Annotated in this window: 23 protein-coding genes and 1 other RNA gene; 11 read left to right on the top strand and 13 right to left on the bottom strand. The window is 69.5% G+C overall.

Annotation, left to right across the window (positions count from 1 at the left end):
* Positions 1-46: 46 nt before the first annotated feature.
* Both C3L37_RS00280 and C3L37_RS00275 read left to right on the top strand, forming a co-directional pair.
* On the top strand, positions 47-1825 hold the full coding sequence (locus tag C3L37_RS00280; RefSeq protein ID WP_129112633.1) for a nitrite/sulfite reductase: 1779 nt from the start codon (positions 47-49) through the stop codon (positions 1823-1825).
* 331 nt (positions 1826-2156) lie between these two features.
* Complete coding sequence (locus C3L37_RS00275; protein WP_129112632.1) at positions 2157-2459, top strand: DUF6360 family protein; 303 nt, start codon at positions 2157-2159, stop codon at positions 2457-2459.
* A gap of 12 nt (positions 2460-2471) precedes the next feature.
* On the opposite strand, the gene C3L37_RS00270 is transcribed toward C3L37_RS00275, so the two are convergent.
* From C3L37_RS00270 to C3L37_RS00260, 3 genes are all read right to left on the bottom strand, one after another.
* Complete coding sequence (locus C3L37_RS00270; RefSeq protein WP_129112631.1) at positions 2472-3518, bottom strand: S1C family serine protease; 1047 nt, start codon at positions 3516-3518, stop codon at positions 2472-2474.
* A 122-nt stretch (positions 3519-3640) separates the two neighbouring features.
* Positions 3641-5017, bottom strand: a complete 1377-nt coding sequence (locus C3L37_RS00265; protein WP_129112630.1) for a bifunctional metallophosphatase/5'-nucleotidase — start codon at positions 5015-5017, stop codon at positions 3641-3643.
* A 94-nt stretch (positions 5018-5111) separates the two neighbouring features.
* Positions 5112-5522, bottom strand: coding sequence for a hypothetical protein (locus C3L37_RS00260; RefSeq protein ID WP_129112629.1), 411 nt, complete (start codon positions 5520-5522; stop codon positions 5112-5114).
* Positions 5523-5587: 65 nt separating this feature from the next.
* Between C3L37_RS00260 and ilvC the strand changes: the two genes are divergently transcribed.
* Positions 5588-6619 carry a ketol-acid reductoisomerase gene (gene ilvC, locus C3L37_RS00255; RefSeq protein WP_129112628.1) on the top strand — a complete coding sequence of 344 codons (1032 nt, stop codon included), beginning with the start codon at positions 5588-5590 and terminating at the stop codon, positions 6617-6619.
* Between the two features lie 46 nt (positions 6620-6665).
* Here the strand turns inward: ilvC and C3L37_RS00250 are convergent, their stop codons facing one another.
* Complete coding sequence (locus tag C3L37_RS00250; protein ID WP_129112627.1) at positions 6666-7511, bottom strand: aldo/keto reductase; 846 nt, start codon at positions 7509-7511, stop codon at positions 6666-6668.
* Between the two features lie 194 nt (positions 7512-7705).
* On the opposite strand from C3L37_RS00250, the gene C3L37_RS00245 reads away from it, so the two are divergent.
* A complete protein-coding gene (locus tag C3L37_RS00245; RefSeq protein WP_129112626.1) occupies positions 7706-8413 on the top strand; it encodes a DUF305 domain-containing protein in 708 nt (235 codons plus the stop codon).
* A 193-nt stretch (positions 8414-8606) separates the two neighbouring features.
* On the top strand, positions 8607-8804 hold the full coding sequence (locus C3L37_RS00240; protein ID WP_129112625.1) for a hypothetical protein: 198 nt from the start codon (positions 8607-8609) through the stop codon (positions 8802-8804).
* A 433-nt stretch (positions 8805-9237) separates the two neighbouring features.
* Here C3L37_RS00240 and C3L37_RS00235 read toward each other — a convergent pair whose 3' ends face one another.
* On the bottom strand, positions 9238-10470 hold the full coding sequence (locus tag C3L37_RS00235; protein WP_129112624.1) for an MBL fold metallo-hydrolase: 1233 nt from the start codon (positions 10468-10470) through the stop codon (positions 9238-9240).
* Positions 10471-10552: 82 nt separating this feature from the next.
* Between C3L37_RS00235 and C3L37_RS00230 the strand changes: the two genes are divergently transcribed.
* Positions 10553-10975: an RDD family protein gene (locus C3L37_RS00230; protein WP_129112623.1), complete on the top strand. Its 423-nt coding sequence runs from the start codon at positions 10553-10555 to the stop codon at positions 10973-10975.
* 12 nt (positions 10976-10987) lie between these two features.
* On the opposite strand, the gene C3L37_RS00225 is transcribed toward C3L37_RS00230, so the two are convergent.
* Positions 10988-11983 (bottom strand): DMT family transporter, encoded by a 996-nt coding sequence (locus tag C3L37_RS00225; RefSeq protein ID WP_129112622.1) that lies wholly within the window; start codon positions 11981-11983, stop codon positions 10988-10990.
* A 228-nt stretch (positions 11984-12211) separates the two neighbouring features.
* Here C3L37_RS00225 and C3L37_RS00220 point away from each other — a divergent pair, with 228 nt between their 5' ends.
* Positions 12212-13006 (top strand): helix-turn-helix transcriptional regulator, encoded by a 795-nt coding sequence (locus C3L37_RS00220; protein ID WP_129112621.1) that lies wholly within the window; start codon positions 12212-12214, stop codon positions 13004-13006.
* Positions 13007-13114: 108 nt separating this feature from the next.
* On the opposite strand, the gene C3L37_RS00215 is transcribed toward C3L37_RS00220, so the two are convergent.
* From C3L37_RS00215 to rnpB, 5 genes are all read right to left on the bottom strand, one after another.
* Positions 13115-13348, bottom strand: a complete 234-nt coding sequence (locus tag C3L37_RS00215) for a DUF7385 family protein (RefSeq protein WP_129112620.1) — start codon at positions 13346-13348, stop codon at positions 13115-13117.
* 64 nt (positions 13349-13412) lie between these two features.
* Positions 13413-13691: a hypothetical protein gene (locus C3L37_RS00210; protein WP_129112619.1), complete on the bottom strand. Its 279-nt coding sequence runs from the start codon at positions 13689-13691 to the stop codon at positions 13413-13415.
* Between the two features lie 83 nt (positions 13692-13774).
* Entirely contained in the window at positions 13775-14869 is a 1095-nt protein-coding gene (locus C3L37_RS00205) for a matrixin (protein ID WP_129112618.1), read from the bottom strand.
* Positions 14870-14982: 113 nt separating this feature from the next.
* Complete coding sequence (locus C3L37_RS00200) at positions 14983-17658, bottom strand: heavy metal translocating P-type ATPase (protein ID WP_129112617.1); 2676 nt, start codon at positions 17656-17658, stop codon at positions 14983-14985.
* 292 nt (positions 17659-17950) lie between these two features.
* An RNA gene (gene rnpB / locus C3L37_RS00195) (RNase P RNA component) lies at positions 17951-18383 on the bottom strand.
* A 118-nt stretch (positions 18384-18501) separates the two neighbouring features.
* Here rnpB and C3L37_RS00190 point away from each other — a divergent pair.
* Positions 18502-19110, top strand: coding sequence for a TIGR00296 family protein (locus C3L37_RS00190; RefSeq protein ID WP_129112616.1), 609 nt, complete (start codon positions 18502-18504; stop codon positions 19108-19110).
* Positions 19111-19189: 79 nt separating this feature from the next.
* Here the strand turns inward: C3L37_RS00190 and C3L37_RS00185 are convergent, their stop codons facing one another.
* Entirely contained in the window at positions 19190-20359 is a 1170-nt protein-coding gene (locus C3L37_RS00185) for a nicotinate phosphoribosyltransferase (protein ID WP_129112615.1), read from the bottom strand.
* A 108-nt stretch (positions 20360-20467) separates the two neighbouring features.
* A complete protein-coding gene (locus C3L37_RS00180; protein WP_129112614.1) occupies positions 20468-22042 on the bottom strand; it encodes an Hvo_1808 family surface protein in 1575 nt (524 codons plus the stop codon).
* A gap of 228 nt (positions 22043-22270) precedes the next feature.
* Here C3L37_RS00180 and C3L37_RS00175 point away from each other — a divergent pair, with 228 nt between their 5' ends.
* The 3 genes from C3L37_RS00175 to C3L37_RS00165 all read left to right on the top strand — a co-directional run bounded on the left by C3L37_RS00175 (position 22271) and on the right by C3L37_RS00165 (position 24993).
* Entirely contained in the window at positions 22271-23536 is a 1266-nt protein-coding gene (locus C3L37_RS00175; RefSeq protein WP_129112613.1) for an Nramp family divalent metal transporter, read from the top strand.
* A gap of 12 nt (positions 23537-23548) precedes the next feature.
* On the top strand, positions 23549-24319 hold the full coding sequence (locus C3L37_RS00170) for a sulfite exporter TauE/SafE family protein (protein WP_129112612.1): 771 nt from the start codon (positions 23549-23551) through the stop codon (positions 24317-24319).
* An 89-nt stretch (positions 24320-24408) separates the two neighbouring features.
* Positions 24409-24993, top strand: a complete 585-nt coding sequence (locus C3L37_RS00165; RefSeq protein ID WP_129112611.1) for a cysteine hydrolase family protein — start codon at positions 24409-24411, stop codon at positions 24991-24993.
* The last annotated feature ends 5 nt before the right edge of the window (positions 24994-24998 follow it).

The following is a 24998-nucleotide window of genomic DNA, read 5'->3' as shown; positions in this document are numbered from 1 at the left end:
GCATGCGCGCCCCCTTACGTGCGTGCGCTCAACGAGGGGACAGAGCATGCCGAGCGACGTGGAGAAATGGAAGTCGGAGGTGTACGGGAACGACATCCGAGAGCACCTCCTCGAATTCGCCGAGGAGGGGTGGGAATCGATCCCGGAGGACGAACAGGACGCCTGGTTCGAGCGCTTCAAGTGGTGGGGGCTGTACCACCAGCGCAACGGTCAGGAGAGCTACTTCATGATGCGGATCGGCACACCGAACGGCGTGCTGTCGCCGGGACAGCTCGAGGTCGTCGCCGACGTCGCGGAGGAGTACGCGACCGGCCCGGCGTCGAATCCGGAGTTCGGCGACTCGTGGGTCGACTGGACCACCCGTCAGTCGATCCAGCTCCACTGGATCAAGCTTGAGGACATCCCCGAGATCTTCGAGAAGCTCGAATCCGTCGGACTTTCGAGCCAGCAGGCCTGCGGCGACTCGTGGCGGAACATCGTCGGCTGTCCCGTCGCCGGCAAGGACAAACACGAGCACGTCGACGCCCTCCCGGTCGCCCTCGAACTGCACGACACGTTCAAAGGCAACGACGAGCACACAAACCTCCCGCGAAAGTGGAAGGTGAGCGTCACCGGGTGCCGCGAGGGCTGCGGCCAGGGCGACATCAACGACCTCGCGTTCGAACCCGCGACGAAGGAGATCGGCGGCGAGGACGTGAAGGGATTCAACGTCCGCGTCGGCGGCGGACTCGCCCGAAACGAGCCCCGCCTCGCGAAGAACATCGACGTGTTCGTCGAACCCGACCGGGCCGCCGAGGTCGCCGGCGGCATCTCCGCGCTGTTCCGCGAGCACGGCGACCGCGACAACCGCTACAACGCCCGGGTCAAGTTCCTCATGGACGAGTGGGGCCCCGAGAAGTTCCGCCGCGTCCTCCAGGAGGACTTCGTCGACTTCGAACTCGAAACGGCGGGCGAGGACCTCCGCGAGGAGTACAGCTACAACTCCGGGTACGCGAACGGCGGCCACTCGGACCACGTCGGCGTCCACGAGCAGCGGGACGGCAACTACTACGTCGGCCTGAACGTCCTCGTCGGCCGGATGGGAACCGACGACACCGCAGAGCTCGCCCGGGTCGCGAACGAGTACGGCTCCGGCGAGATCCGCGTCACCCAGCGACAGAACGTCCTCATCACAGACGTGCCGGAGGAGAACCTCGACGACCTGCTCGAAGAGGACCTCCTCGAACACTACTCGCCGGACCCGCACCCGTTCATGCGCGGATCCATCGCCTGCACGGGCACGGAGTTCTGCTCGCTCTCCATCGTCGAGACCAAGAACCGGCAGGTTCGCTTCGCCCGCTGGCTCAAGGAGAACGTGGAACTCCCCGACGGCGTCGAGAACTTCCACATCCACCTCTCGGGTTGTACGGCCTCCTGCGCCCAGCCGCAGATCGCCGACGTGAGTCTCCGCGGCATGAAGACCCGGAAGGACGGCGAGCCGGTCGAGGCGCTCGACATCGGCCTCGGCGGCGGCCTCGGCGAGAACCCGCAGTTCGCCGACTGGGTCGTCCAGCGCGTGCCCGTCGACGAGGTGCCCGGCGCGATCAAGAACCTCCTCGCGAACTTCGAAGAGCGCCGCGACGGCGACGAGACGTTCCGCGAGTTCGTCGAGCGCACGGACGAGGAGACGCTGGCGGAGCTGGTCGAACCCGAGGAGACCAGCTACGAGGACCCGATGATGCACAACACGAAGATGACGTGGTACCCCTACGCGGACGACGACGGCATGGACGCGAGCCCCGCGCCGACGGACGGCACGGGTGAGCCGCTCCCCGCTGACGACTGAGACCGACCTTTTGCGCTGCGGGCGCACTTTGCGCCCTCGGCAAAGGCTCGACCAAAAGCACTCGTCGTTCACTTCGGCCGCTTCGCGGCTTCCGTTCGCTCCTCGGCCCGCTCGCTCACTCGTTCGCTCGCGGTGAAATCGCCGGAACCGCTCGCGACGGAGGAAGTCGCTCGGAGAGCGAACCGAATGCGGAGCTACGTGTACGACAAACTGGCCGAACTCAGCGAAGCCGCCGAGTAGCCCGTCCGTGTGACGGATTTGGCGACCGCCGACGAGGAGGGACGCCGACGACGACAACGGTTTCCCCGAACGCCTGCAACGAACGGCCAGCATGCCAGACAGACTACTGCGAGTCAACGCCTACACCACCTTCGACATGCTCGACGGCGAGGCGCGCGGCCACGACTTCGACGAGGAGGCCTTCGCCGTCCTGAACGTCACCGCGCCGCGGAAGAACCCCGACCACGTGAGGCTCGAACTCGAGCTCGACAACACGCAGCTCGATCACCTTCCGCCCCACGCCGACCGCGTGACCCTCACGGCCGAGCAGGCTCGAACCCTCGCCGCCGAACTCGAAACGCACGCAGAGCGGGTCGAGAAGGCGCGGAAGGCGGACGGCTCGTCGGACGAATAGCCCCTCCACCGTCTACGGCGGCGGGCGCGCGCCGAGGGCGACCCGAATCCGCCGCCGGCGGCCGTCACGCAGGACGGCGAGCGTCACCCGCCGTCCGGGGCTCGTCTCCAGCGCGAGGTACGACTGGAAGTCCTGCACGGATCGGACGCGCCGCCCGTCGACGGCGACGATCACGTCGCCGCCGGTCGGCACCGAGAAGCCGCCGACCGTCGCCGTCGAGTCCGAGCCCCTGAGCGCGCCGGCGGCCGGCCCGCCGGCGAGCACGTCGACGACGAGGAGCCCCCGCGATCGCCCGAGGTCGTTCGCGCGCGCGACGGCGTCCGTCACGTCGGTCAGTCGAACGCCGAGGTACGAGTGTCTGTAGCGGCCAGCGTCGACGAGCGCGGGGACGACGCGGCGGGCGAGGGGCGCGGAGACGGCGAAGGCGACGTTCTCGCCGCCGCCGGAGCTCACGACGCCGAGGACGGTGCCGTCGAGGTTCACGAGCGGCCCGCCGCTGTTGCCCGGATTCACCGAGGCGTCGGTCTGGACGGCGTTCGGGATCCGGTAACCCCGCGCGGGGCTCGGAACGAGCCGATCGACGCCGCTCACGACGCCGGTCGTGAGCGATCCCCGGAGGCCGTAGGGGCTGCCGATGACCGCCACCTCCGTCCCGATCGCGGGGTCGGTCTCGGCGAGCCGAAGCGGCTCGGCGTACGACGGGGGGCGGACGCGAACCGCCGCGAGATCGGTGTACGCGTCGGTGCCGACCACGTCACCGATCGAGGATTCGCCCCGGCTGAACCCGACGTCGACCCGCTCGCTGTCAGTGACGACGTGGTAGTTCGTGGCGACGTGTCGGTCGTCGACGACGAACCCCGATCCGAGCGCGCCGCCGGGCACCCTGATCAGGACGACGGAGCCGACCGTCTCGCGGTACAGTCGGGTGAAGACGCTCCGATCCGCGGACCCGTCGGTCCCCGTCGACTGCGCCGCGCCGGGGCTGCCGGCGACCCCGACGCCGACGGCGCTGCCGAGGAGGCCGAGGCAGGCCCGTCGCGTCAAGCTGTCGGCGTCCATGGCGATCGTTCGACGGCCAGCGCAATAGGTTCGAGCACGGTCGACGCTCGGCGGTCGACGGTCGAACTGACGACTCGACGTGACCCGACCCGCGTCGGCCCCGTCGACCCCCGAGGCGCGACTCAGTCCGATCGCGCGCCAAGGTCGACGAGCCGTCCGTCGAGCGTCGGATCGATACCCGCCTCGCGGGCGTACTCGACGACCGCGTCGTACTGAACGCCGTGGTCGGCGACGACGTGGTCGGCCGTGAGCGCCGAGAAAGGCGTCGAGCCGACGACGAAGCCGTTCGTGGCGACGGTGTACGTCTCGTCGCGGGCGACGGGGTCGCCGCCGACGGTCGCCTCGACGAGTTCGTCGGCGGCGCGGTCCCAGACGATCCGCATGCCGCTCACGTGACCCCACCACCGCTTTTCCGACCACGATCGTCGGGATCGCAGCCCGGTCGGCTTCGCCGCCTGCGCCGCGAGCGCGCGGAGTTCGCGGCCGGTCACCTCGACGGTTCGGAGCGCGCCCCGGAACGGGGAGACGCCGACGAGTTGACCCTTCGTCACCTCGCCGGAGAGCGACGGACCGTCGCGGAGGCCGCCGGTGTTGGTGAACGCCACGTCCGCGCCCGTCGCCCAGCGGTAGGCGTCGGTCACGAGGTTGGCGAGGCGGCACTCGCCCCCGTACCGGATCGACCGACCTCGCCGGATGGGGTTCGCGACGGAGCCGACGACGGTCGTCAACCCGGCCCTCGCCAGACGATCGCACAGGCGCGCCGCGACCGCCTCATCGCAGGGCGCGTCCGCGACGCGGCGGCGGGTCGCCGTCGCGCCGCCCGAGCCGAGTTCGACCTCCCAGACGACGCGGCCGTTCGCGTTCGGGCGGGTACAGAGCGTGCCCGCGACGCGGTCGCACCGCTCCTCGTGGACGTGTCCGCCGAGGATCGCGTCGACGTCGAGGCGGCGGGTGAGTTCGTCGTCGAGCGACCCGAGGTGCGAGAGGACGACGATCCGATCCGCCCCCCGCGCTCGGAGGTCGGCGACGGTCTCGCGGGCCGCGGCGACCGGATCGACGAACGTGAGGGCCGACGCCGCGGGGCACATCCCCGGCGTGTTCGGGTCCGTGAGGCCGAGCAGTCCGACGCGGGTGCCGCCGCGCTCGACGACGACGCCGGGATCGACGCCGGCGAACGGAGAGCCGTCCGACTCCCGGACGTTGGCGCTCAGCCACGGCTGCGGCGAGTCGCGGACGATCTCGCGGGTACGATCCGGCCCGAAGTCGAAGTCGTGGTTGCCGAAGGTTTCGGCGTCCGGGCGGACGGCGCGGAAGAAGTCGAGCGCCTGCGCTCCCTCCGTCTCCAGCGCGAGGACGCCGGGGGCGGTGTCGTCGCCGGTGCCGACGACGAGCGTCCGATCGTCCCGCCGATCGGCGACGAGACCCGCGAGGCGGCCGATTCGCGCGGGGTCGTCGTAGGCGTTTTCGAGATCGGAGTAGTGGAGCAGTCGGACGGCCACGGTGGTGGCTGTATGTCGGGCGACAATACGCTTTCGGCCCGCCGGAGGAGCGCCCCCCGCGTCGCCCCGTGTCGCCCCGGCGTCTCTTCGCCGCCTAGTAGTCGTCCCAGTTTTCGGACTCGGCGCGTTCGCGCCACTCGCGCTGTTGTCGGCGCTCCGTTACGTGACTTCGCCCGTCGGCCAGGTCGTCGCGGACGCCGGCCTCGAAATCCGTGATCTCTCGGAGGAACCCCTCGCGGAACGACTCGACGATCTCGTAGGACCACATATCCTCCACCGCGCCGGCCGGGAGGTGTTCGTCGCGCAGTTCGTCCGCCAGCTCCTCGTGGCCCGCCGCGCGGAGGTCCTCCTCCGCGTCGTGGAGCCGATCCATCGCGTGTCCGAGGTGGTGGTGAAAGTCGAGCAGCGCGCCGTAGCTCCGGTAGACGTACTCGATGCCGACCTGAAAGTCGTGCAGCGCGCGTCGCTCCTCCTCCGTCACGTCGGGGTCGCTTGCGTCGGACATGGTTCGATTTCTCCGACGGCCTCCGGGCACGAAACTATAACCATCGTTCGGACGCATGGGCGCGTATGTCCGACACGACAGGGACAGCGGATTCGACCGTGTACGACGAATCGGACGCCGACCTCTCGCCGCTCTCGGATCGGACGATCGCGATCGTCGGCTACGGCAACCAGGGCCGCGCGCAGGCGCTTAACCTCCGCGATTCGGGCGTCGAGAACGTCATCGTCGGCAACCGCGAGGACGCCTCGTGGGAGCAGGCCGAGGAGGACGGCTTCGACGTGTACGAGACCGGCGAGGCCGTCTCGCGGGCCGACGTGATCTTCATGCTCGTCCCCGACGAGGTCGCGCCGGACGTGTACGAGACGCACGTCGAGCCGAACCTCGACGCCGGCGACGCGCTCAACTTCGCCTCGGGGTACAACGTCACCTACGACTTCATCTCCCCGCCGGCGGACGCGGACGTCGTCATGGTCGCCCCGCGGATGATCGGCTCGCTCGTCCGCGACCTCTACGCCGAGGGCCGGGGCGCGCCGGCCTTCCTCGCCGTCGAGCGGGACGCGACGGGCGAGGCGCTCGACGTGGCGCTGGCGATCGCCCACGGGATCGGCGCGACCCGCTCCGGCGTCATCGAGGGCGACTTCGAGACGGAGACGAAACTGGACCTCCTCACGGAACAGGGGCTCATCCCCATCGTCGCCAACGCGCTCATCGCGAAGTGGGAGATCGAGCTCGAGGAGGGCGCGCCGCCCGAGGCGATCCTGATGGAGCAGTACCTCTCGCGGGAGTTCTCGTACATCTTCGAGAAGGCGGCGATGATGGGGATCGTCGAACAGATGCCCCTGCACTCGATGACGAGCCAGTACGGGCAGCTCTCCGGCATCGACGACTTCGACCGCGAGCCGCTCAAGCGGTTCATGCGCGAGAAGATGGACGGGATCGACGACGGCAGCTTCGCCACCGAGTGGACGCTCCAACAGCGCGCGGGCTACCCGAAGCTCAAGCGACTCTACCGAAAATACAGGGGTCACGAGATGATCGAAGCCGAGCAGACGACCATCGACGAGTTCGGGCTGCGCGAGGACGCGGGCGAGGAGTAGCGAGCGATCGCCTCGATCGCGCATCCCCCTCCGGCCGACTCGCCTCCTACCCCTCCAGCCGGCTCACCTCGTCGTCGGAGAGCGCGATCGAGGAGGCGGCGACGTTCTCCTCCAAGTGCTCGACGCTGGAGGTGCCCGGGATCGGGAGCGTCACCGGCGAGCGCTGGAGCAGCCACGCGAGCGCGATCTGGTACCGCGTGGCGTCGTGGACCGACGCGATCTCGTCGAGCGTCTCCTCGGTCTCCCCGAGGTCGTCCGCGCCGAGGGGGAACCACGGGATGAACCCGATGCCGTACTCCTCGCAGGCCTCCAGCACGTCCTCGTCCTCGCGGTCGCCGACGTTGTACTGGTTCTGGACGGTCGCGATCTCGACGACGTCGCGCGCCTCCTCCAGCTGCTCGACGGAGACGTTGCTGAGGCCGACGTGTCGGATCCGGCCCGCGTCCTTCTCCTCGGCCAACGCCGTCACGGAGTCTTCGAACGGCACGTCCGGGTCGGGGCGGTGGAGCTGGTAGAGGTCGATCGCATCGACGCGGAGTCGGTCGAGGCTGCACAGGAGGGCGTTCCGCAGGTAGTCGGGGTCGCCGTTCGAGAGCCAGTCGCCGTCGGCGTTTCTGAGCAGCCCGCCCTTCGTGGCGACGACCACGTCGTCGGAGGGCGCGAGCGTCTCGCCGAGGAGGCGCTCGCTCGCGCCGGGGCCGTAGGAGTCGGCCGTATCGACGAAGTCGACGCCGAGGTCGGGGAGGCGCTCCAGCACCCGCTTCGCGCCCTCCGGGTCGTCGGGCTCTCCGATGATGTTCTCGCCGGTGAGGCGCATCGCGCCGAAGCCGAGCCGGTGGACGGTCAGGTCGCCGCCGATGTCGAACGTGTCGCTCCGGTTTTCGGTCGCCATGGACGGGACGACGGGCGCGAGCGGGAAGTGGTTTCAGGTCGCTCGAGTCGGTTGCCGCAACGCGGGCGCGGGACGATCACTTTCGAATCGAACGTTCGTCGGCGGACAACCTGGAGATCGTTAGAATTCTCCTGCTGCTTTCACCATTATATTAACAGCAAATTGATTAAAACCCCCGTCCGTACGCGTCAGTGATGACTCGTCAGAACGACTCGAATTCGCTCGACCAGCGGACGTTCGTCCGCGCGGCCGGAATCGGGGCGGTCGTGGGCGTGGCCGGTTGTCTCGGCGCGGCGACCCCGAGCGCCGACGGAGGAGAGGCGAATCGAGACGCGGAGCGAACGGGCGGAAACGCGAAAGGTGGCCGAGAACGAGAACGAACGGACGGAAACGGGCGAGGGGTGGGCGAGGACGAGGGTGAGGACGCGTACAATCGCGCTGACGTTCGGTTCCTCCGAATGATGATCCCGCACCACGAGGGCGCGGTCGAGATGGCCGAGCTCGTCCCGGAGCGAACCGAGCGCGAGGAACTGTGCGACCTCGCGGCGGAGATCGTCGCGACGCAGGACGAGGAGATAGCGCGCATGCGCCGGATGCTGGAAGACGCCGGAGCGGACCCCGACGCGACGGAGGGACCCGGGATGACAGACGGGGGGATGACCGAGCACGACGGGATGATGGACGATGGAGAGACGGAAGAACTCGAAGGGAAGGCGGGCGAAGCGTTCGATCTGGCGTTCCTCGACGCCATGATCGAACACCACGAGGGGGCGATCACGATGTCCGAGGAGGTCATCGAGGTCGGTCGGTCGCCGGAGGTCGGGGCGCTGGCGGAGGAGATCATCGCCGCGCAGAACGCGGAGATCGATCGTATGGAGGCGTGGCGCGAGGAGTGGTCGTAGGGGAGCCACTCCGTTCGAAGCGGCCGAAACGCGACGCACCGACGCCTGCGCACGGGGCGGCGTCGGCTTGCAGCGGGACGCTTCGCGCTCACTCGGGAACGGCGTCCGCGCTCGTCACGGCCGAACCGATTCATCACGTAGCAGTACGTATATTACGGTAGACATATGAGGGGAAAGCAGTTGATCCTCCAACATGAGCGACGAACCGACTAGCTCCGAAGTCGCCGTCGGAATCGGGGCGTGGCTCTGTTGGACGCTTCTCGTCGTCGCGATCCTCGGTCCCGAGATAGAGGCCGGAGGACTCGTCTACACCGTCGCGCTCGGGGTCGTTTCGGGGTTCGTCGTCGCGATCGTGAGTGCGGCGGTCGCGAGGGCGGTCGTGGGGCCGTAGGTGTTCGTCGGGCGCGGTCGGTGTTCGTGACGATCTCCCCGGTCGTAGGGGGAGGCATGGCCGTGACGACGGTCAGCTTCAACCTCACAAGGGTTCGTCTGTAACGCGGGTGATCGGTAATGGCGGGTCAGACTTTCCACGCTTCAACCCCACAAGGGTTCGTCTGTAACGCTCCAGTCGCTTGAGCATTCGTACGGACTCGGCGCTTCAACCCCACAAGGGTTCGTCTGTAACTCGGGTTGCCGGCGAAGTCGGTTAAGTGCATGAAGCTTCAACCCCACAAGGGTTCGTCTGTAACCATGGCCAATTTACGGCACACGGGCCTTCTGAGCCCCGATTGCACATAGTCGTTTCCGTCGACCGCCAATCCCCCGTGACCCCCCGGGGGGTCGACGGAACGAGTCGAGCCGGAACTGACACGCCGTCGGTCGCCTCACACCTGCACCGTCTCGCCGACGGTCGGCGCGGCCGCGTCGAGCCCGTCGGCGGACAGTTCCTCGGCGAACCCCGCGCAGTCGTCGCCGTGGGCGACGAGGATTTTCGCACCCTCGTAGTCCGAGAGGAGCGCCCGGATCCCCCGACCGTCGGCGTGCGCGGAGAAGTCGTAGTACTCGGCCCGCGCGGCGACCGGGTAGACGCCGCCGTCGAGTTCGCAGCGGCCGGTTTCGAGGAGTTCGCGGCCGGGCGTCCCCTCGACCTGGTACCCGGTGAGCGCGATCTTGTTCGTCGGATCGGTCCGGATCTCCGGAACGTACGTCATCGCCGGGCCGCCGGAGAGCATCCCGCTCGTCGTGACGACGACGGTGTTCTGCCGCGCGATGCGCTTTCGCTGTCCGTCCCGACCGGTGACGAACCGGGCGTTCGATTTCGCCCGCCGGAGCGCGTCGGGGTCGCGGACGAAGTCCGGATGCGAGAGGAGCATCCGCGTCACGTCCTTCCCCATTCCGTCGACGTAGCAGTCGACGTCGTGGGCGTCGCAGATCAAAAGCGCCTCCTGCGTGCGGCCGATCGCGAACGCGGGGACGACGACGGTGCCGCCCTCCCAGACGGTCGTGCGGAGGCTCTCGACGAATCGCCGTTCGACCGCCGCGCGCGGCTCGTGTTCGACGTCGGCGTAGGTGCTCTCGCAGATCACGACGTCGGCGTCCGGACGCGCGGCGGTGCCCGAAACCAACCGCTGGTCGTCGGTGTGGAAGTCGCCCGTGTAGAGGAGCCGCGTCTCCCCGTCGTCGACGAGGACGTGCGCGCTTCCCGGGATGTGCCCCGCGTCGTAGAGCGTCACCTCGTGACCCGCCGCCTCGAACGGCTCGCGATACCCGTGGGTCTCGGAAACCTGCGTCGCGCGTTTGACCTCCTCATCGGTGAAGGGACACAGCGGGCTATTGCCGTGGAGCTTCAGCGTGTCGCGGGCGAGCGTCAGCGCGAGTTCGGACGTCGGCGGCGTCCAGTGGATCGGCGGTCGTCGAGGTCCGGAGAGGAGCGCGGGGACCGCGCCGACGTGGTCGAGGTGGCCGTGGGAGACGACGACGGCCTCCGGTTCGACCGAACCGACGGGAAACTGCGGCGGATTCCCCGTCATCATCCCGTAGTCCAAGAGAAGAGCGTCGTTGACGAGGACGGCGCTCCGGCCGACCTCGCGCGCGCCGCCGAGAAACTGCAGCTTCATTGTCGGACGTAGCCGACCGCGCGGTTTGCATCCATCGGTCCGAATCCACAAAATTTATGACATGTTCGGGGAGACTCGACGTATGCCACGGTCCCCCGAACCACTCATGGGCACCGAACAGGACGTGATCGGCGCTCGCGTCGGCGCGTTCGTCGTCGACTACGTGCTCTCATTTCTCGTCGCCATGGGCGGCGGATTCCTGCTCGCGATACTCTTCCGATCAGAGGTAGCGACCATCCTCGGCGTCGTTCTGACCTACTGCGCGTACTTCGTCCTCCTCGAAGGGCTGTACGGCCAGACGATCGGAAAGCGACTCCTCGGCGTCGTCGTCGTAAAGCGCGACGGGTCACCCTGCACGATGGGCGCGTCCGTCGTCAGGAACCTCCTCCGGATCGTCGACGGCATTCTCAACTACGTCGTCGGCCTCGTCGTCATGCTCATCACCGACGAGCGACAGCGGATCGGCGACCTCGCCGCCGACACGGTCGTCGTTCGCACCCGTTGAGTCGAGACCCGTTCACTCGCGCTCGCAGCCGTTCGCGCCCCGAAGCCCGGCGGTCGGACTCGTCCGCGGGCCGGGCGACAGTCGACCCGCGAGCGCGACGACCGACCGCGGAAGCGCCGCCGCGATCGCGTCGCCGCCGATGATCGCGAAGCCGACGAAGATCGTCAGGAAGCCCGCGACCGTCCCCGCGGAGATCCCCTCGCCGAGGAGCGCCCACCCGCCGAGCGTCGCCACGACCGGAACAACGTAGAAGACCAGATTCGCCCGGATCGCGCCGACGTCGTCGAGGAGGCCGAAGTAGGCGACGTACGCGGCGGCACCCGCGAATACGCTGACGTACCCGAGCGCGACGAACGCCTCGGGCGTCCAGACGACCGCTGAGGTCCGCTCGCCGGCTGCGACGCTCAGGAGGTGACACATGAGCGCGCTGATCGGAAGCGCCCACGCGATCCGGGCGGTGCTCGGGAGGGAAGCGTTCGCCCGGCGGATCAAAACGGCACCTAGCGCGCCGCTCGCCGCGCCGGCGAACAGGATCGCCTTCCCGACGGCGCTCCCGGCGAGGAGGTTCGTCGGGTCCAACTGGACGACCAGCGCGACGCCGATCAGGCCGACGAGCATCCCCCCCGCGCCGCGGGCCGAGAGCCGCTCGTCCGACAGCAGGACGGCCGCGAACACCGGCGTCAGGATGGGGTTGAGGCTGAAGACGATGGAAGCGACGGCGCTGGTCGTGTACCCCTGGCCGACGAAGAGCAGCGCGTTCGTCAGCCCGATCACGAGCACGCCCGTCGCGAGGATCCCCGCGAGGTCGCCGCGGGTGCGGGGCAGCCACTCCTCGCGCGAGGACGTGCGGGCGACGTACGCGAAAAGCACGACGGCCGCGACGTCGAACCGGAGCGCGACGAAGAGCAGGGGCGGAAAGTAGCTCAGCCCCGCCTTCGCCGCGACGAACGTCCCGCCGAAGAACGCGCTCGCCAGGACGAAGAAGATCGTCGTTCGGGAAACCGACACGTCTACCGACGCCTCCCGTCGACCGACGGAGTCCGTCCCGCTGAGTTCGGGGACGAACGCGCGAATACGAGCGTCATGTTCTGATTGGAGAGAGGGGCGGAGCGCCCATATATTTGTTCAGAAATTCTGTCATAGGAAGAAAACCCGTCGCCGTGCGCGGGGACGTTCACGCCGTGAAATCGTTTCACGGTGCGAAACCCCTATGTGCGAACGCGCGGGAGGGACGGCATGGACCCGGCTCTCGAAGAGATCGAATTCCTCGCGCTGTCGGCGAACCGCGTCGAGGTGCTCGACGCGCTCGCGGAGGGGGCGCACTCGCGACGCGAACTCGGAGATCGAACCGACGCCTCGCAGCCGACCCTCGGGCGCATCCTCCGGGATCTCGAGGAGCGAAAGTGGATCGTCCGCACCGACGAGGGGTACGCGGCGACCGCGACGGGGCGGATGGTCGCGGAGGGGTTCACCGACCTCTGGGAGACCGTGGAGACCGAGCGGCGACTGCGCGACGTCGTCGAGTGGCTGCCGACCGAGTCGATGGGGTTCGACCCCCGACGCCTCGGCGACGCGACGATCACGGTCCCGAGCCGGACGAAGCCGAACGCGCCCGTCCAGCGGGTGCTCGAACTGCTCCGTCGCGCCGAGCAGGTCCGGATCCTCTCGCACGCGTTCAACGAGCAGAGCCTCGACGTGATCCGGCGGCGGACGGTCGAGGGGGAACAGACCTTCAAGGGTGTCTTCTCCCCCGAGGCGGTCGAGGCCGTCGCCGACGACGCGACGCTGCGCCGACGGCTCCGCGAACTCGACGGCGCGGAGCGGGCGGAGATTCGGATCTACGAGGGCGAGATTCCGCTCGCGGTGACGATCACCGACGAGCTGGTCCACCTCCTCCTCCGCGACGACGACGGGATCCTCCGGGCCGCGCTGGACACGGACGACGAGTCGGTGCGCTCGTGGGCGCGCGGACTTTACGAGGAGTACTGGCGCGACGCGACTCCGTTCGACTTCGGGGCGCTCGATCCCTGAGCGTCGACCGTGGACGCGGTAGGGTCGATCGTGCCGCATCCGCGATCGACCGTGGACGCGGCGAGGTCGATCGTCGTCGCGGACGCGGCGGGGGCGCGGGGGTTCGCCCTACGGCTTGTGAGTGAAAAGCAGGATGTCGCCGTCGTGCGTCGTCGCGCAGAGATCGAGCGTCACGCTGAGTTCGAGGCTGTTGTACTCGTCGCGGCAGACGACGAGGTCGTCGAACGGGCTGTCGCAGGCCGGACAGGCGATGCTGACCGTGTTCCGGTACGTCGTGATTCCGCCGCCGGATTCGTGAGGCGTCACCGACGAGAGGAGGTCGTCGTATTCGTCGTCGTCCATGGTACGTTCCGCCGTTTCGACCGACGCGTGATAACTATACCCTCGATCGCGGGATCGTCCGGCGCTAGTTTCGTTCGACCGCCCGCACCTGAAACTCCCGGTACCCGCCGTACGCGGCTTCGAGCGCCCCGAGCCACCAGTTCCACCGCTCCGGGAGCGTGCAGTCAGCCGGCGCGTCGCCGAGCTGTCGGATCACCTCCTCGACGGTGAGCGCCGCGTCGCGGTCGGTCTCGGTCTTTTCGGCGTCCGCGAGGTCGCGGGCCTGGCGGACGACGACGCGACGCTCCGCGGCCGTCCCGCCGAACGCCGATTCGAGGGCGCGGTCGAGCGCGCGTTCGTCCATACCCGGTTCGACGGTCCGGGGACGTATGAGCGCTACGCGCGCCGCGCGACCGACGGAAACCGCCGGAGGATGCCGGGTGGGGCTCACCGCCACCACTGGCTCCGCCGCTCCTCGTAGTCGGCGTCGCGGAAGGGTTCGGGGCGTTCCGCTTCCTCCTCCGCGCCGAGGCTGTAGGCGATCCAGTTGCCGACGTGCCAGCCGATCGCGTCGGTTTCGGTGTCGACGATCACGATCCGAAGCTGCGTGTAGTACTCGATCGCGCCGTCGCCGTCCGGATCGGGGCCGGTCGTCGCGAAGCAGGAGGCGACGCCCGGACCGCACGGCGAGGTGTCGCTGAACCGGACGACGACGTCGGCTTCGGCGGCGGAGCCGACGGTCCGGAACGTGAGGTTCTCGGGGACGCTCCCGTCCGCGCCGCGCTCGTAGTACCCGAGCGCGTGGCCGACCTGCTCGCGCGCGCCCTCGGGGTCCCGCGCGCCCGCGTCGTCGACGTACACGGGGAAGTCGGCGTCGAGCCACGGGAACGCCCGATCGACCGCGTCGACCTGCGACTCCGTGTACAGCACGGAGTGCGACTGCATGACCTCCCGCGGCTCGTCGTCGTGGCTGAGCCCGATGGTGTGGCCGAGTTCGTGTTTCACGACGTGCACCGTCGACGCGTCGGAGAGGCCGGTCTTGACGTAGACGGGGACCGGCTCCGATGGAGGGATCTGCCGCTCGTCGGTGATGAGCGGCGCGCAGCCCGCGGCCTCGGTCGTGTTGCCGCACTGGTCGACGTTCTCGACGAACCGGACGGCGACGTCCGGGTTTTCCGCGTCCGGGTCGATCCGGTACGTGACGGGGTAGCCGGCGTATCGCTCGGCGCGCTGCTCCCAGTAGTCGGTCGCCTCGCGGACGACCGGGACGAAGTCGCGGTCGGAGCCGGCGGGGGTCTCGATCCCGACGACGATCGGATCCTCGCCCCACGGACTCGGTCGCGGCTCGACCGGGGTCGGCGTCGCGTCGCCGGACGGCGTCTCGCCGCTCACGCTCTCTCCGTCCGACGGGGACGGTGGCGTCGGTTCCGCGGAATCCGATCCCGGGAAGGGAGCGTCGTCGACGGGGATCGGAGCGACGCATCCGGTAAGAACGACCAGCAGCGCGAGGAAAACGGGGACCAGCGCGGTCCGAGCGTTCATCGGAGTAGATGGGGTCCGCCGCCGCATGAGCGTTCTGGCCGGCGGACGGTCCGCGGCGGCGACGCGACGGAATCGAGCCGGAACGGAGGCGAACGCGAGTGACGAAGCGCCGACTAATCGGATCGTTCCGGACGGCGCTCGTCCGCCGCGGTCGGCGCGTCGCCGTCGGGCGAGACGCCCGCGAGCCGCATGGCGTTGCCGGTGACGCCGAGGCTCATCCCCATGTCGCCGATCACGACGGCGTGGATGACCGACACGAACCCGAGCGGCGCGCCGATCGCGAGCACCGCCTTCACGCCGAGCGACGACCAGACGTTCTGGCGGATGACGCCGTTGGCTTTGCGCGAGAGCGCGTACAGGTAGGGGAGCTTCGAGAGGTCGTCGCCCATGAGCGCGACGTCGGCGGTTTCGAGCGCGGTGTCGGTTCCCGCCGCGCCCATCGCGATGCCCACCGAGGCGGTCGCCAGCGCCGGCGCGTCGTTCACCCCGTCGCCCACCATCGCCACCGTCCCGCACTCCTCGCGGAGACGCTCGACCGCTGCGACCTTCTCTTCGGGCAGTAGGTCGGCGTTCACCGCGTCGACGCCGACGCGCTCGCCGATGACGCGCGCCGTCCGCTCGTTGTCGCCCGTGAGCATCACGATCCGTTCGACGCCGAGATCGCGCAGGCGCGAGACGGCCCACTCTGCCTCCGGGCGGACGGTGTCGGCGATGGCGATCGCGCCCTCCGGTTCGTCCTCGGTTCCGACGAGCACGACGGTCTTGCCCTCGGCCTGCAGGCGCGGCACCGTCTCGTTCACGAGGTCGAGATAGGAGCCGTGCTCGCAGTCTGTGGCGCGAGAGAGGTGTTCCCCAACGACCGCCGCCCCGCCGTCCGTCTCGACGTGCGCGTGTTCGAGGTCGAAGCCGAGGTCCGCGAAGAGCCCCGGTTTGCCGGCGTAGTGGGTCGTTCCGTCGAGGGTCGCCCGGACGCCCTTGCCCGCGATGGACTCGAAGTCGTCGACCTCGCGGTCCGGGTCGCCGCGTCCGCCGGATCGGTTCGAGCCGTCATCGCGCTCGTCCAACGGTCCCTCGGCGCCTCGAAGCTCGCGCGTCGCGTAGTCGACGATCGCCGCGCCGATCGGGTGTTCGCTGCGTCGCTCGACGGCGCGGGCGCAGCGGAGGAGATCCGCGCGGGTCGTCCCGTTGAGCGCGATGACGTCCGTGACGGTGAGTTCGCCCCGCGTGAGCGTCCCCGTCTTGTCGAGCGCGACGGCGTCGACCTCGCCCATCGCTTCGAGGTGGGTGCCGCCCTTGATCAGGACGCCATTGCGCGCCGCGCTCGTGACGCCGGAGACGACGCTGACGGGCGTCGAGATCACGAACGCGCAGGGACAGGCGATGACGAGCAGCGTCAGCCCGCGGACGAACGCCTCGGTCCACGTCACGCCGAGGACGAACGGCGAGAGGAGGAACGTGAGCGCGGCCCCGGCGACGATGACGGGCGTGTAGTAGCGGGCGAACCGGTCGACGAACCGCTCGCTCTCGGTTCGGTTCGCCTGCGCGTCCTCGACCAGTTCGATGACGCGCGAGAGCGTCGAGTCGGCGGCCGCGGCCGTCGCCTCGACTTCGAGGTAGCCGCCCTCGTTGATGCCCCCGGCGTACACCTCGTCGCCCTCGCTCTTGTCGACCGGGACGCTCTCGCCGGTGATCGGCGACTCGTCGACCGCGCTCGCTCCGTCGCGGACGACGCCGTCGAGCGGGATCTTCTCGCCGGGACGGACGACGACCGTCTCCCCGACCGAGACGTCTTCGACGGGGACCGTCTCCTCCGCGCCGTCGCGGCGGACGGTCGCCGTGTCGGGCGACAGTTCCATCAGTTCTCGGAGGGAGTTCCGCGCGCGGTCCATCGAGAAGCGTTCGAGCAGTTCGGCGACGCTGAAGAGCACCGCGAGCGTCGCCGCCTCGAACGGCAGGTTCACGGCGAGCGCGCCGAGGACGCCGGCGGCCATCAGGAAGTCGATGTCGAGGCTGCGGTTGCGCGCGGAGTAGTAGCCGTTGCGGACGATCCCCTGCCCGGCGACGGCGGCGGCCGCGACGTAGAGCAGCCAGTCGACCGTGACGTCCCGCCCGGCGAGGGTCGCGAGGGGGGCGTTCTGCGCCACGAGGAGGTACTCGAAGAGGATCCCGGCGAGGAGGAAGGCCGCGCCGCTCCACGTCTTGAGCGCCCGTCTGCTCCGCCAGATCGAGTGCGGCGACGCCGGACCGTCCGCCGACTCGACGGCGTATCCCGCGCCCTCGATCGCCGCGACGACGGCTCCGCGGCTCGTCCGTCCGGGGTCGTACGTGACGACGACTCGTCCCGCGACGGGGCGGGTTTCGACCTCGATCGCGCCGTCGAGCGACGAGAGCGCGCGCTCGACCGTGCCGGCGCACGAGGGGCAGTCCATCTCCGGGACGTCGAACGTCTCGGTCTTCCCGTCCCGCACCTCGTACCCCGCCGCCTCGACGCGATCGCGGACGGCCTCGGGGGCCGTCTCGCCGGAGTCGTACCGGACGACGAGCGTGCCGCTCGTCGGTCTGGCGTCGATCCCCCGGACGCCGTCGCCGAGCGAGGCGACGCTCCTCGTCACCTTCTCCGCGCACGACGGGCAGTCCATCTCCGGGATCGAAAGTCGGAGGACGGAAGCGCTGTCGGCGCCGGGACCGTCGGCGGAACGGTCGCGGTCGACGGCCGCGCCGTCGTGCTCGGGGGAACAACAGTCACAACCGGGAGCGTCCCCGCGAGCGTCCCGCTGCGTGTCGGTCATCACGTCTCCGTAGTAGCTCCACGGATATTAACTTCCCTGCCACTAGAGGGGCATTTACTACCCGATCCTTAATAAGAATATCCGATAAAGATATTAAAACCCAGGCCGAGTTGCACCGTCGCTCGAACCGCCGCGGAGGGAGTCCGATCAGCCGGCGGCGAAGGAGGTTGCCGACCCGACGGTCGTCGGTGAGGTAGGAAGCCAACCCGACGGTCGTCGGTGAGGTAGCAATATGAGCCGACGAGCGTCGGCGAAGTAGTATTCTGAGCCGACGCTCGTCGGCGAAGTAAGCGGCTGAGAGGAGTAAGCCCCCTTCTGTTCGTCCCGACATTCGGCTGAGCGTCCGCGTCCGCGTGTCCGGACTACCTTCGGGCGGCGGCCGACGCGCGAGTCGCGCCGACCGCGCCCGGTGGCGCGGACTTGCACCGGTGAGGGTTCGCCGTTCCATCCGTTCTCGGCCGTCCACGAACGGCGTGAGCCGTTCGCGCAGACGCGACGGCGCCCCGTCGCGCGCCCTCGGTGGGTTAGCTCCCCTCCCTCGCGGTCGGGTTCGCGCACCTCATCGGTCGGGCCGAGCGGTCTCGTTTCTGTTCCAGAGCCAGCCGTCTCCGACTCCGGGCTTGCGCCCGGTCACCCGTCCGGACGGTGGGGGGACTTTCCTCATGCCCGTCCGCGCGGCCGCGAAGCGGCGCGCCTTCGAGCACGGGGGTCGGGCTCTCTCTGCCGGTTTTCGGTAGTCGCGCGACGGGAATAAGCCGTTCGATCACTCGTTTCGGACATTCCTTCACTATTCATATTGTGTAAAGGGAAGCGTTCAAGTCGCTCGGGTACCAGAAACGAGGTATGTCCGAGGCGCAGACCGTACGCCTCTCCTACGAGGACGGGGCTCGGGCGGTCGAACTGGCGCGAGAATCGGTCGAATCGTATGTTCTGCACGGACAACGCGAACAGCCCGGTAGCATGCGCGATGCGTTCTACAACCGGATCGGCGCGTTCGTTCGACTCCAGTCGACTCGGGGACGCGGCCGACTGCGCGGCTGCGCCGGCGCGTACCGCGGAAAGGAACAGCTCGGCCACGCGATCGTCGACGCGGCGATCAAGGCCGCGTCGGGCGATTCCTGCGGCTCCGAGGTCGAACCGCCCGAACTGTCGAACCTGAACGTCTCCGTCTGCGTCGTCTGCAACTACGTCCTCACCAACGACCCGCTCGCCGATCTCGAACTCGGCACCCACGGGGTCGCGATCGACAACGGCGGCCGGCACGGCTGGCTCTACCCGACGATCCCGGTCGAAAACGGCTGGAGCAGGGAGGAGTATCTCACCCGCGTCTGCCGAAAGGCGCGCCTCTCGCCGTTCGCGTGGCAGGACGACGAGACGGTGGTGACGCTGTTCGAGGGACAGGTGTTCCGCGAGCGGCCCGACGGCGGCAGCGTCGAAGAACTGTCGCTCTGAGCGGTCGTCGCCCCTCGACTCGTCCCGCGCGAGCAGAATACGGTCTCCGCCCCGCGTCGCCTCCTCCTGCCGCCCGCCGTCACCGCCCCTCGGCCGGCGGCTTCCGTCCGAAGCCGGTCAGCTCCGCGTCCGCGGTCGCGCGCGCCGCCGCCTCGTCGAGGTCGAACTCGGCGACGACCTCGCCGTCGCGGACCAGCGGTTCGAGGAGCGGTTCCGCGTTCGGGGGCGCGTCGTCGCCGCGAAGCCGGACGGCGTGCTCGCCGTCCGCGGTGCGGTACGCCTCCTTCACCCCGGAGAGCTTGCCCCGCTTCGCCGTCGGCTCGCCCTCGACCTCGACGATGTCGAGCGCGAAGTCGACGGGATCCGCGTTCGAGATGGAGCCCCCGACGCCGAAGCCGTCGACGACGTCCCGAAGCTCCCGGAGGTCGTCAGGTCCGAGCCCGCCACTGGCGAAGATGTCCACGTCGTCGTAGCCGCGGGCGTCGAGTTCCCAGCGAACCTCGCGGACGATGTGCCGGAAGTCGCCCCGTCGCGACCCCGTCGTGTCCAGCCGGACGCCGTCGAGCCGGTCGCCGAGCGCCTCGACGGCCCGGACGACCTCCTCCTTCTCGTCGGAGTACGTGTCGCAGAGCGCGATCCGGGGGACGCCCGCCGGTACCGCCTCGTCGAAGGCGCGCCAGGCGTCCTCCTGGTGATCCCGGCCGAAGCAGATGACGAGCGCGTGCGGCATCGTCCCGCTCGCCTCCCGCCCGAGGAGGTCGCCCGCGGCGACGTGCGAGAAGCCGTCGAGTCCCGCCAGGAGCGCGCTGCGTTCGACGACCGCGGCGATCGAGGGGTGGACGTGCCGCGCGCCGAACGAGAGGACGGTCGAGTCGGGCGCGGCGAGCCGCGTCTCCAGCGCGGCCGTGGCGATACCAGAGGCGTGCGACAGAAAACCGAGGAGCGAGGTTTCGAACCGGGCGAACGCCAGGTACGGACCCTCGATTCGCATGACGGGTCCGCCGTCGAACAGTCGTCCCTCGGGGATCGCGTCGACGTCGACGTCGCGGCCGGCGAGCAGGCGCGCGGCGTCTTCGAGACCCGCGAGGAGTTCGAACTCCCCGGTGGGGAACTGGTCGGCCGTCACCTCCGCGACGACGCGCGGGTTCTTCCCCGCGTGCCGGAGCGTCGTCTCCGTCCGTTCGAAGTACGCGTCGGTGGCGCGACCCTCCAGGATGGCCTCCGTCCCGACGATGTCGAATTCGGTCATTGGTCGGGGTTTGGCCGGCGCACGCAAAAAGCCCCGCAGTTGCGTCCGCGCGTCGACCGTCGACCGCGGCCGGATCGTCGGAGCGATTGGCGACGGCGGGGGGCCGCCTCAGCGCCGTCGCAGGAGGATCGTCGCCGCCGCGCCGACGAGCGCGAGGAGCGCGACGACGGGCCTGAGGCCGGGCACCGAGACGTCGCTTTCCCCGTCGGAGTCCTCCGGTCCGTCGGCGGCTCCGCGGTCGCCGTCCGCCGACGCCGGCCTGATGTCGTCGACGGCGTCGGGCGTCGGGCCGTTGACGATCGTGACGCGCGTCCCGTCGCGGGTGACGCGGAAGGCGTCGGCGAAGGGGCCGTCCTCGACGACGCGGACGCCGTCGTCGGCCGCCGTCGCGTCGTGCGCGTCGAGGATCGAGAGGTAAGCGTCGTGGAACTGCTTCGCGTCGCGCTCCGTGTCCCACTCCGTCACCCACACGTAGCCGTAGTCGGCGTCGTCGCCCGTCCCGTTTCGGTAGGGGAAGACGCGGTCGTTCGCCCACCCGTTCGACGGCGTCGCGTCGTAGTCGTAGGTGTCGTACCGGTCGAGGTCCTGCACCAGCCCCCGCGGATCGACGGTGTCGGCACCGTACTCGCGCGCCTGGTACCAGAACATGGCGTAGATGGACGCCTCGCCGACGGTGTCGGAGCCGTTTTGGCCCTGTTCCGGGAAGGTCCGCCAGCCGTCCTCGGCGCGGTCGTCGAACTCGATCGGCACGGGTTCCTCGTCGGTCCCGTGGATGGTCTGTTCGGTCGAGGCGGGCGGCGATTCGAACTTCGCGTCGACCGCGCCCCAGCCGCCGCCCCGCACGAGGTCGGCGACGTACACCGGCCCGTCCGAGTACGGCTGGAAGATCGCGAGGAGGACGCCGAGGTTCGGCGGCGAGCCGCCGCCGACCCCGCCGGGCGTCGCGACGCACCCCCAGTCGTCGCTGCACCGCTCTGAGTAGCGGGCCTCGACGTAGCTCGCCTCGCCCTCGACGACGCCGTCGGCAGCGAGTTCGCCGTCCTGCGTCTCGCCGGCGTACCGCGGATCGGAGAGGTCGTAGTACTGGTCCTGCATCGCGTGGGTCAGCTCGTGGACCAGCGTCGCGTTGTCGACCGTCGGGTTGGCGGGCGAATCGGAGACGATCTTGATCTCGTCGTCCTTCGGGGAGTAGTAGCCGGCGACCGACTCGCCGTACGTCGAACGCAGCGCCGCCTGCGCGTCCGCGTCTTCGCCGACGATAAAGAGCGACTCCCACACCTGGTTGTTCCACGCGCCGAACGTCTCGTTCGACCGCCGCTCCGCCGACTCTTCGCGGAACTCCTCGCGCGAGATGACCTCGACCGGGACCGGCTCCGTGAACTTTCGGTCGCGCAGGTGCTCGACGCGGGCCATAGACCGGGAGACGTACGCCTCCATCTCCGTATCGTTGAGCCCGTCGGACTGGTCGACGGCGATCGAGTCGTCGTGTCGGTAGCCGTTCACCTCGCCGACGGGCGCGTCCGGGGACGCTTCGACGACCGTGGCGCTCGACTCGGACGTGTCGTTCACCTGCTTCGTCTCGGCGGCCGGGGCGAGATCGGACTGGGGCGCCGCGGCGACCGGCGGGCCGACGCCGGAGCAGACGACGAGCAGAGCGAGACAGAGGGCGGTGAACTGTCGCATACTCGGTCATAGAATTCGGGGAAGAAGTAAGTTGTCCGAGTTGTCGTTTCGATTCACCGTCGCTCGCCTCCGTAAACGGAGCTTGTATTTACAGGCAGGACGCCGAAAAGGCAGACGCACCTAGCGGTTCGTACGATGACCTATTTTGATCGGTCGCCCGCGGAGAGAGCCGTCGGGCACGCGTCGAGTCGTCCGTCGAACGCAGGTCGTCCGGGGACGCGCCGATAGATGTCGACCTCGTACGCGTCACAGCTGCGGGACACGGCGAGCGGGTTCTTCCAGGAGTACGGGCTCGCGTTCGTGATGGTCGCGAGCTACTTCGGGTCCGGGTCGGTCTACATCGCGAGTTCGGCCGGCGTCAGGTACGGCTACGCCCTGCTCTGGGCCGTCGTCGGCGCGGTCCTCCTCGGGTTCATGGCGCAGGACATGAGCGCGCGCCTCGGCATCCACGGCGATTCGCTCATGCAGTTCACGCGGCGGAAACTCGGCGGCCCGGCCGCGACGGGGATCGCGCTCCTTCTGTCGGTCGGCTGCGTCGCCTGGACCCTCGAACTGACGGCCGCCGTCGGAAAGGGGGTCTCGATAATGCTCGGCGGCGCGATCGGCTGGCAGCCGCTCGCCGTCGTGACCGGAGCGCTCGCGATCGTCGTCGGCGTGATGAACTACGACGGGATCGAGCGGGTGATGACGGCGATGATGCTCGCGCTCCTCGTCTGCTACCTCGTCGTGGCCGGCGGCGCGGACGCGTCGCTCCCGGACCTCGCGGCCGGCTTCGTCCCGCGGCTCCCCGACGCCGGCGCGCTGACGCTCGCCGCGGCGATCATGGGGACGACCGCCCTCTGGCCGAACTTCTTCCTCGAATCGAACCTCGTCGCGCAGAAGGGGTGGACGGACGTCGCTGACGTGTCGACGATGCGGCGCGATCTCGGGGTCGGCTACCTCGTCGGCGGCGTCACGACGGTCGCGATCGTCGTCGTCGCGGCGGCGGTGCTCCGGCCCGCCGGGTACACGTCGCTCGACACGTTCATCACGCCCGGGCTGGCGCTCTCGGAGGTTCTCGGCGAGTGGGCGATGGCGCTCTTTCTCGTCGGCGCGGTCGCCGCGGCGTTCAACAGCATCATCCCGATCATGTGGACGCCCTCGTACCTGCTCCAGCACGCCCGCGGCCGGGATGCCGACAGCGCGAGCCGCGAGTTCAAGCTCATCTACGCGGTCGGCGTCGGCCTCGGCAGCCTCTCGCCGCTGGTCCACGAGCTGTTCGGTCTCAGCGTCGTCGACATGATCATCCTCTTTCCGGCGTACAACGGGATCGTCGGGCTACCGATCACGGCGCTGCTTCTCTTCTGGGCGGTGAACGACCGGAAGACGATGGGCGAGCACCGAAACGGCCTCGCGCTCGCGGCGGTGAACTTCGCGCTCGTGGCGCTCGCGCTGTACCTGTCCGTCACGTCCGCGCCGGGCTTCTTCGAGTCGCTTACCTCGGGCGGCCTGTAGCGATCCGATAGCATGCCCCCGGAACCGTCGATCCTCGTCGCCCTCGTCTGCATCGCCCTCGTCGCCGGCGTGGGCATCACGACCGTCGGTCCGGGCGGCGTCTTCGTCACCGCGGCGCTGTTCGCGCTCACCCCGGCGTCGCCCGCGACGGTCGCCGGCACCGCGAGCGCGACGTTCGTCGCGACCGGCCTCCTCGGGAGCTACACGTACCGCCGGTCCGGCGAGCTGAGCGGGGATCGGGGTCGCGCCCTCGCGACGGTCCTGAGCGTCACCGGCGTGCTCGGTGCGGTCGTTGGCGCGACGCTGAACACGCGGTTGCCGCGAGCGGTCTTCGGCGGCCTGCTCGCCGCGTTCCTCGCGGGCGTCGGGCTCGTGCTCGTCATCCGCGAGCGGCGCGGGCTCGCCGCCGTCGTCGAGGTCGACGCGGGGACGACGCGGGGGCGAACCGTCGTCGGCGCGGTCGGCTTCGTCATCGGGGTGGCCGGCGGCCTGCTCGGCGTCGGCGGACCGGTGCTGACGGTGCCGGCGCTCGTGCTCCTCGGGACGCCGATGCTCCTCGCGGTCGCCGCCGCGCAGGTGCAGTCCGTGTTCCTCTCGGGCTTCGCGACGGCGACGTACCTGACTCACGGGGCCGTCTCGCCGCGGCTCGCCGTCGTCGTGGGCGTGCCGCAGCTCGTCGGCGTCGTCCTCGGCTGGCACGTCGCACACCGGGTGCCCGCGCCGCGGCTGCGCTCTGCCCTCGGCGGGGTGCTCGTGCTCGTCGGCGTCGTCCTCGTCGCCTGACTCCCTCGCGCTCGGTTCGGTGGCGCGCGTCGGGCGACCGCGACGACCCACCGGGCAACCGTTTTAGCCCTCACGGCGTACGATCACGTATGGCACACGACCCGGAACGGACGGCGGTCGTCGTCGTCGACATGCAGAACGGCTTCTGTCACCCGGAGGGGAGCCTCTACGCTCCCGGGAGCGAGGAAGCCATCGAACCGATCGCGGCACTGCTCGAACGGGCCCGCGAGGCCGGTGCGCGGGTCGTCTTCACCCGCGACGTGCACCCGCCGGAGCAGTTCGAGGACGCCCACTACTACGACGAGTTCGAACGCTGGGGCGAGCACGTCGTCGAGGGGACGTGGGAGGCGGAGATCGTCGACGAACTGGCGGTGCGCGAGGAGGACCACGTCGTCGTGAAACACACCTACGACGCGTTCTACCGGACGAATCTGGAGGGGTGGCTTCGGGCGCACGGAATCCACGATCTCCTCCTCTGCGGGACGCTCGCGAACGTCTGCGTGCTCCACACGGCCGGCAGCGCCGGACTCAGGGATTTCAGACCCGTGCTCGTCGAGGACGCGATCGGCGCGATCGAAGCGGGCCACAGGAAGTACGCGCTCGACCACGCCGACTGGCTGTTCGGCGAGTTGACGACCGTCGCCGAGGTGGCGTTCGAAACCGAAACCGCGTAGACGAC

The sequence above is a fragment of the Halegenticoccus tardaugens genome (genome assembly GCF_004116405.1).
Taxonomy (GTDB): Archaea; Halobacteriota; Halobacteria; order Halobacteriales; family Haloferacaceae; genus Halegenticoccus; species Halegenticoccus tardaugens.
The sequence above is the reverse complement of the archived record's forward strand: the minus strand, read 5'-3'. Positions and strand labels throughout refer to the sequence as shown.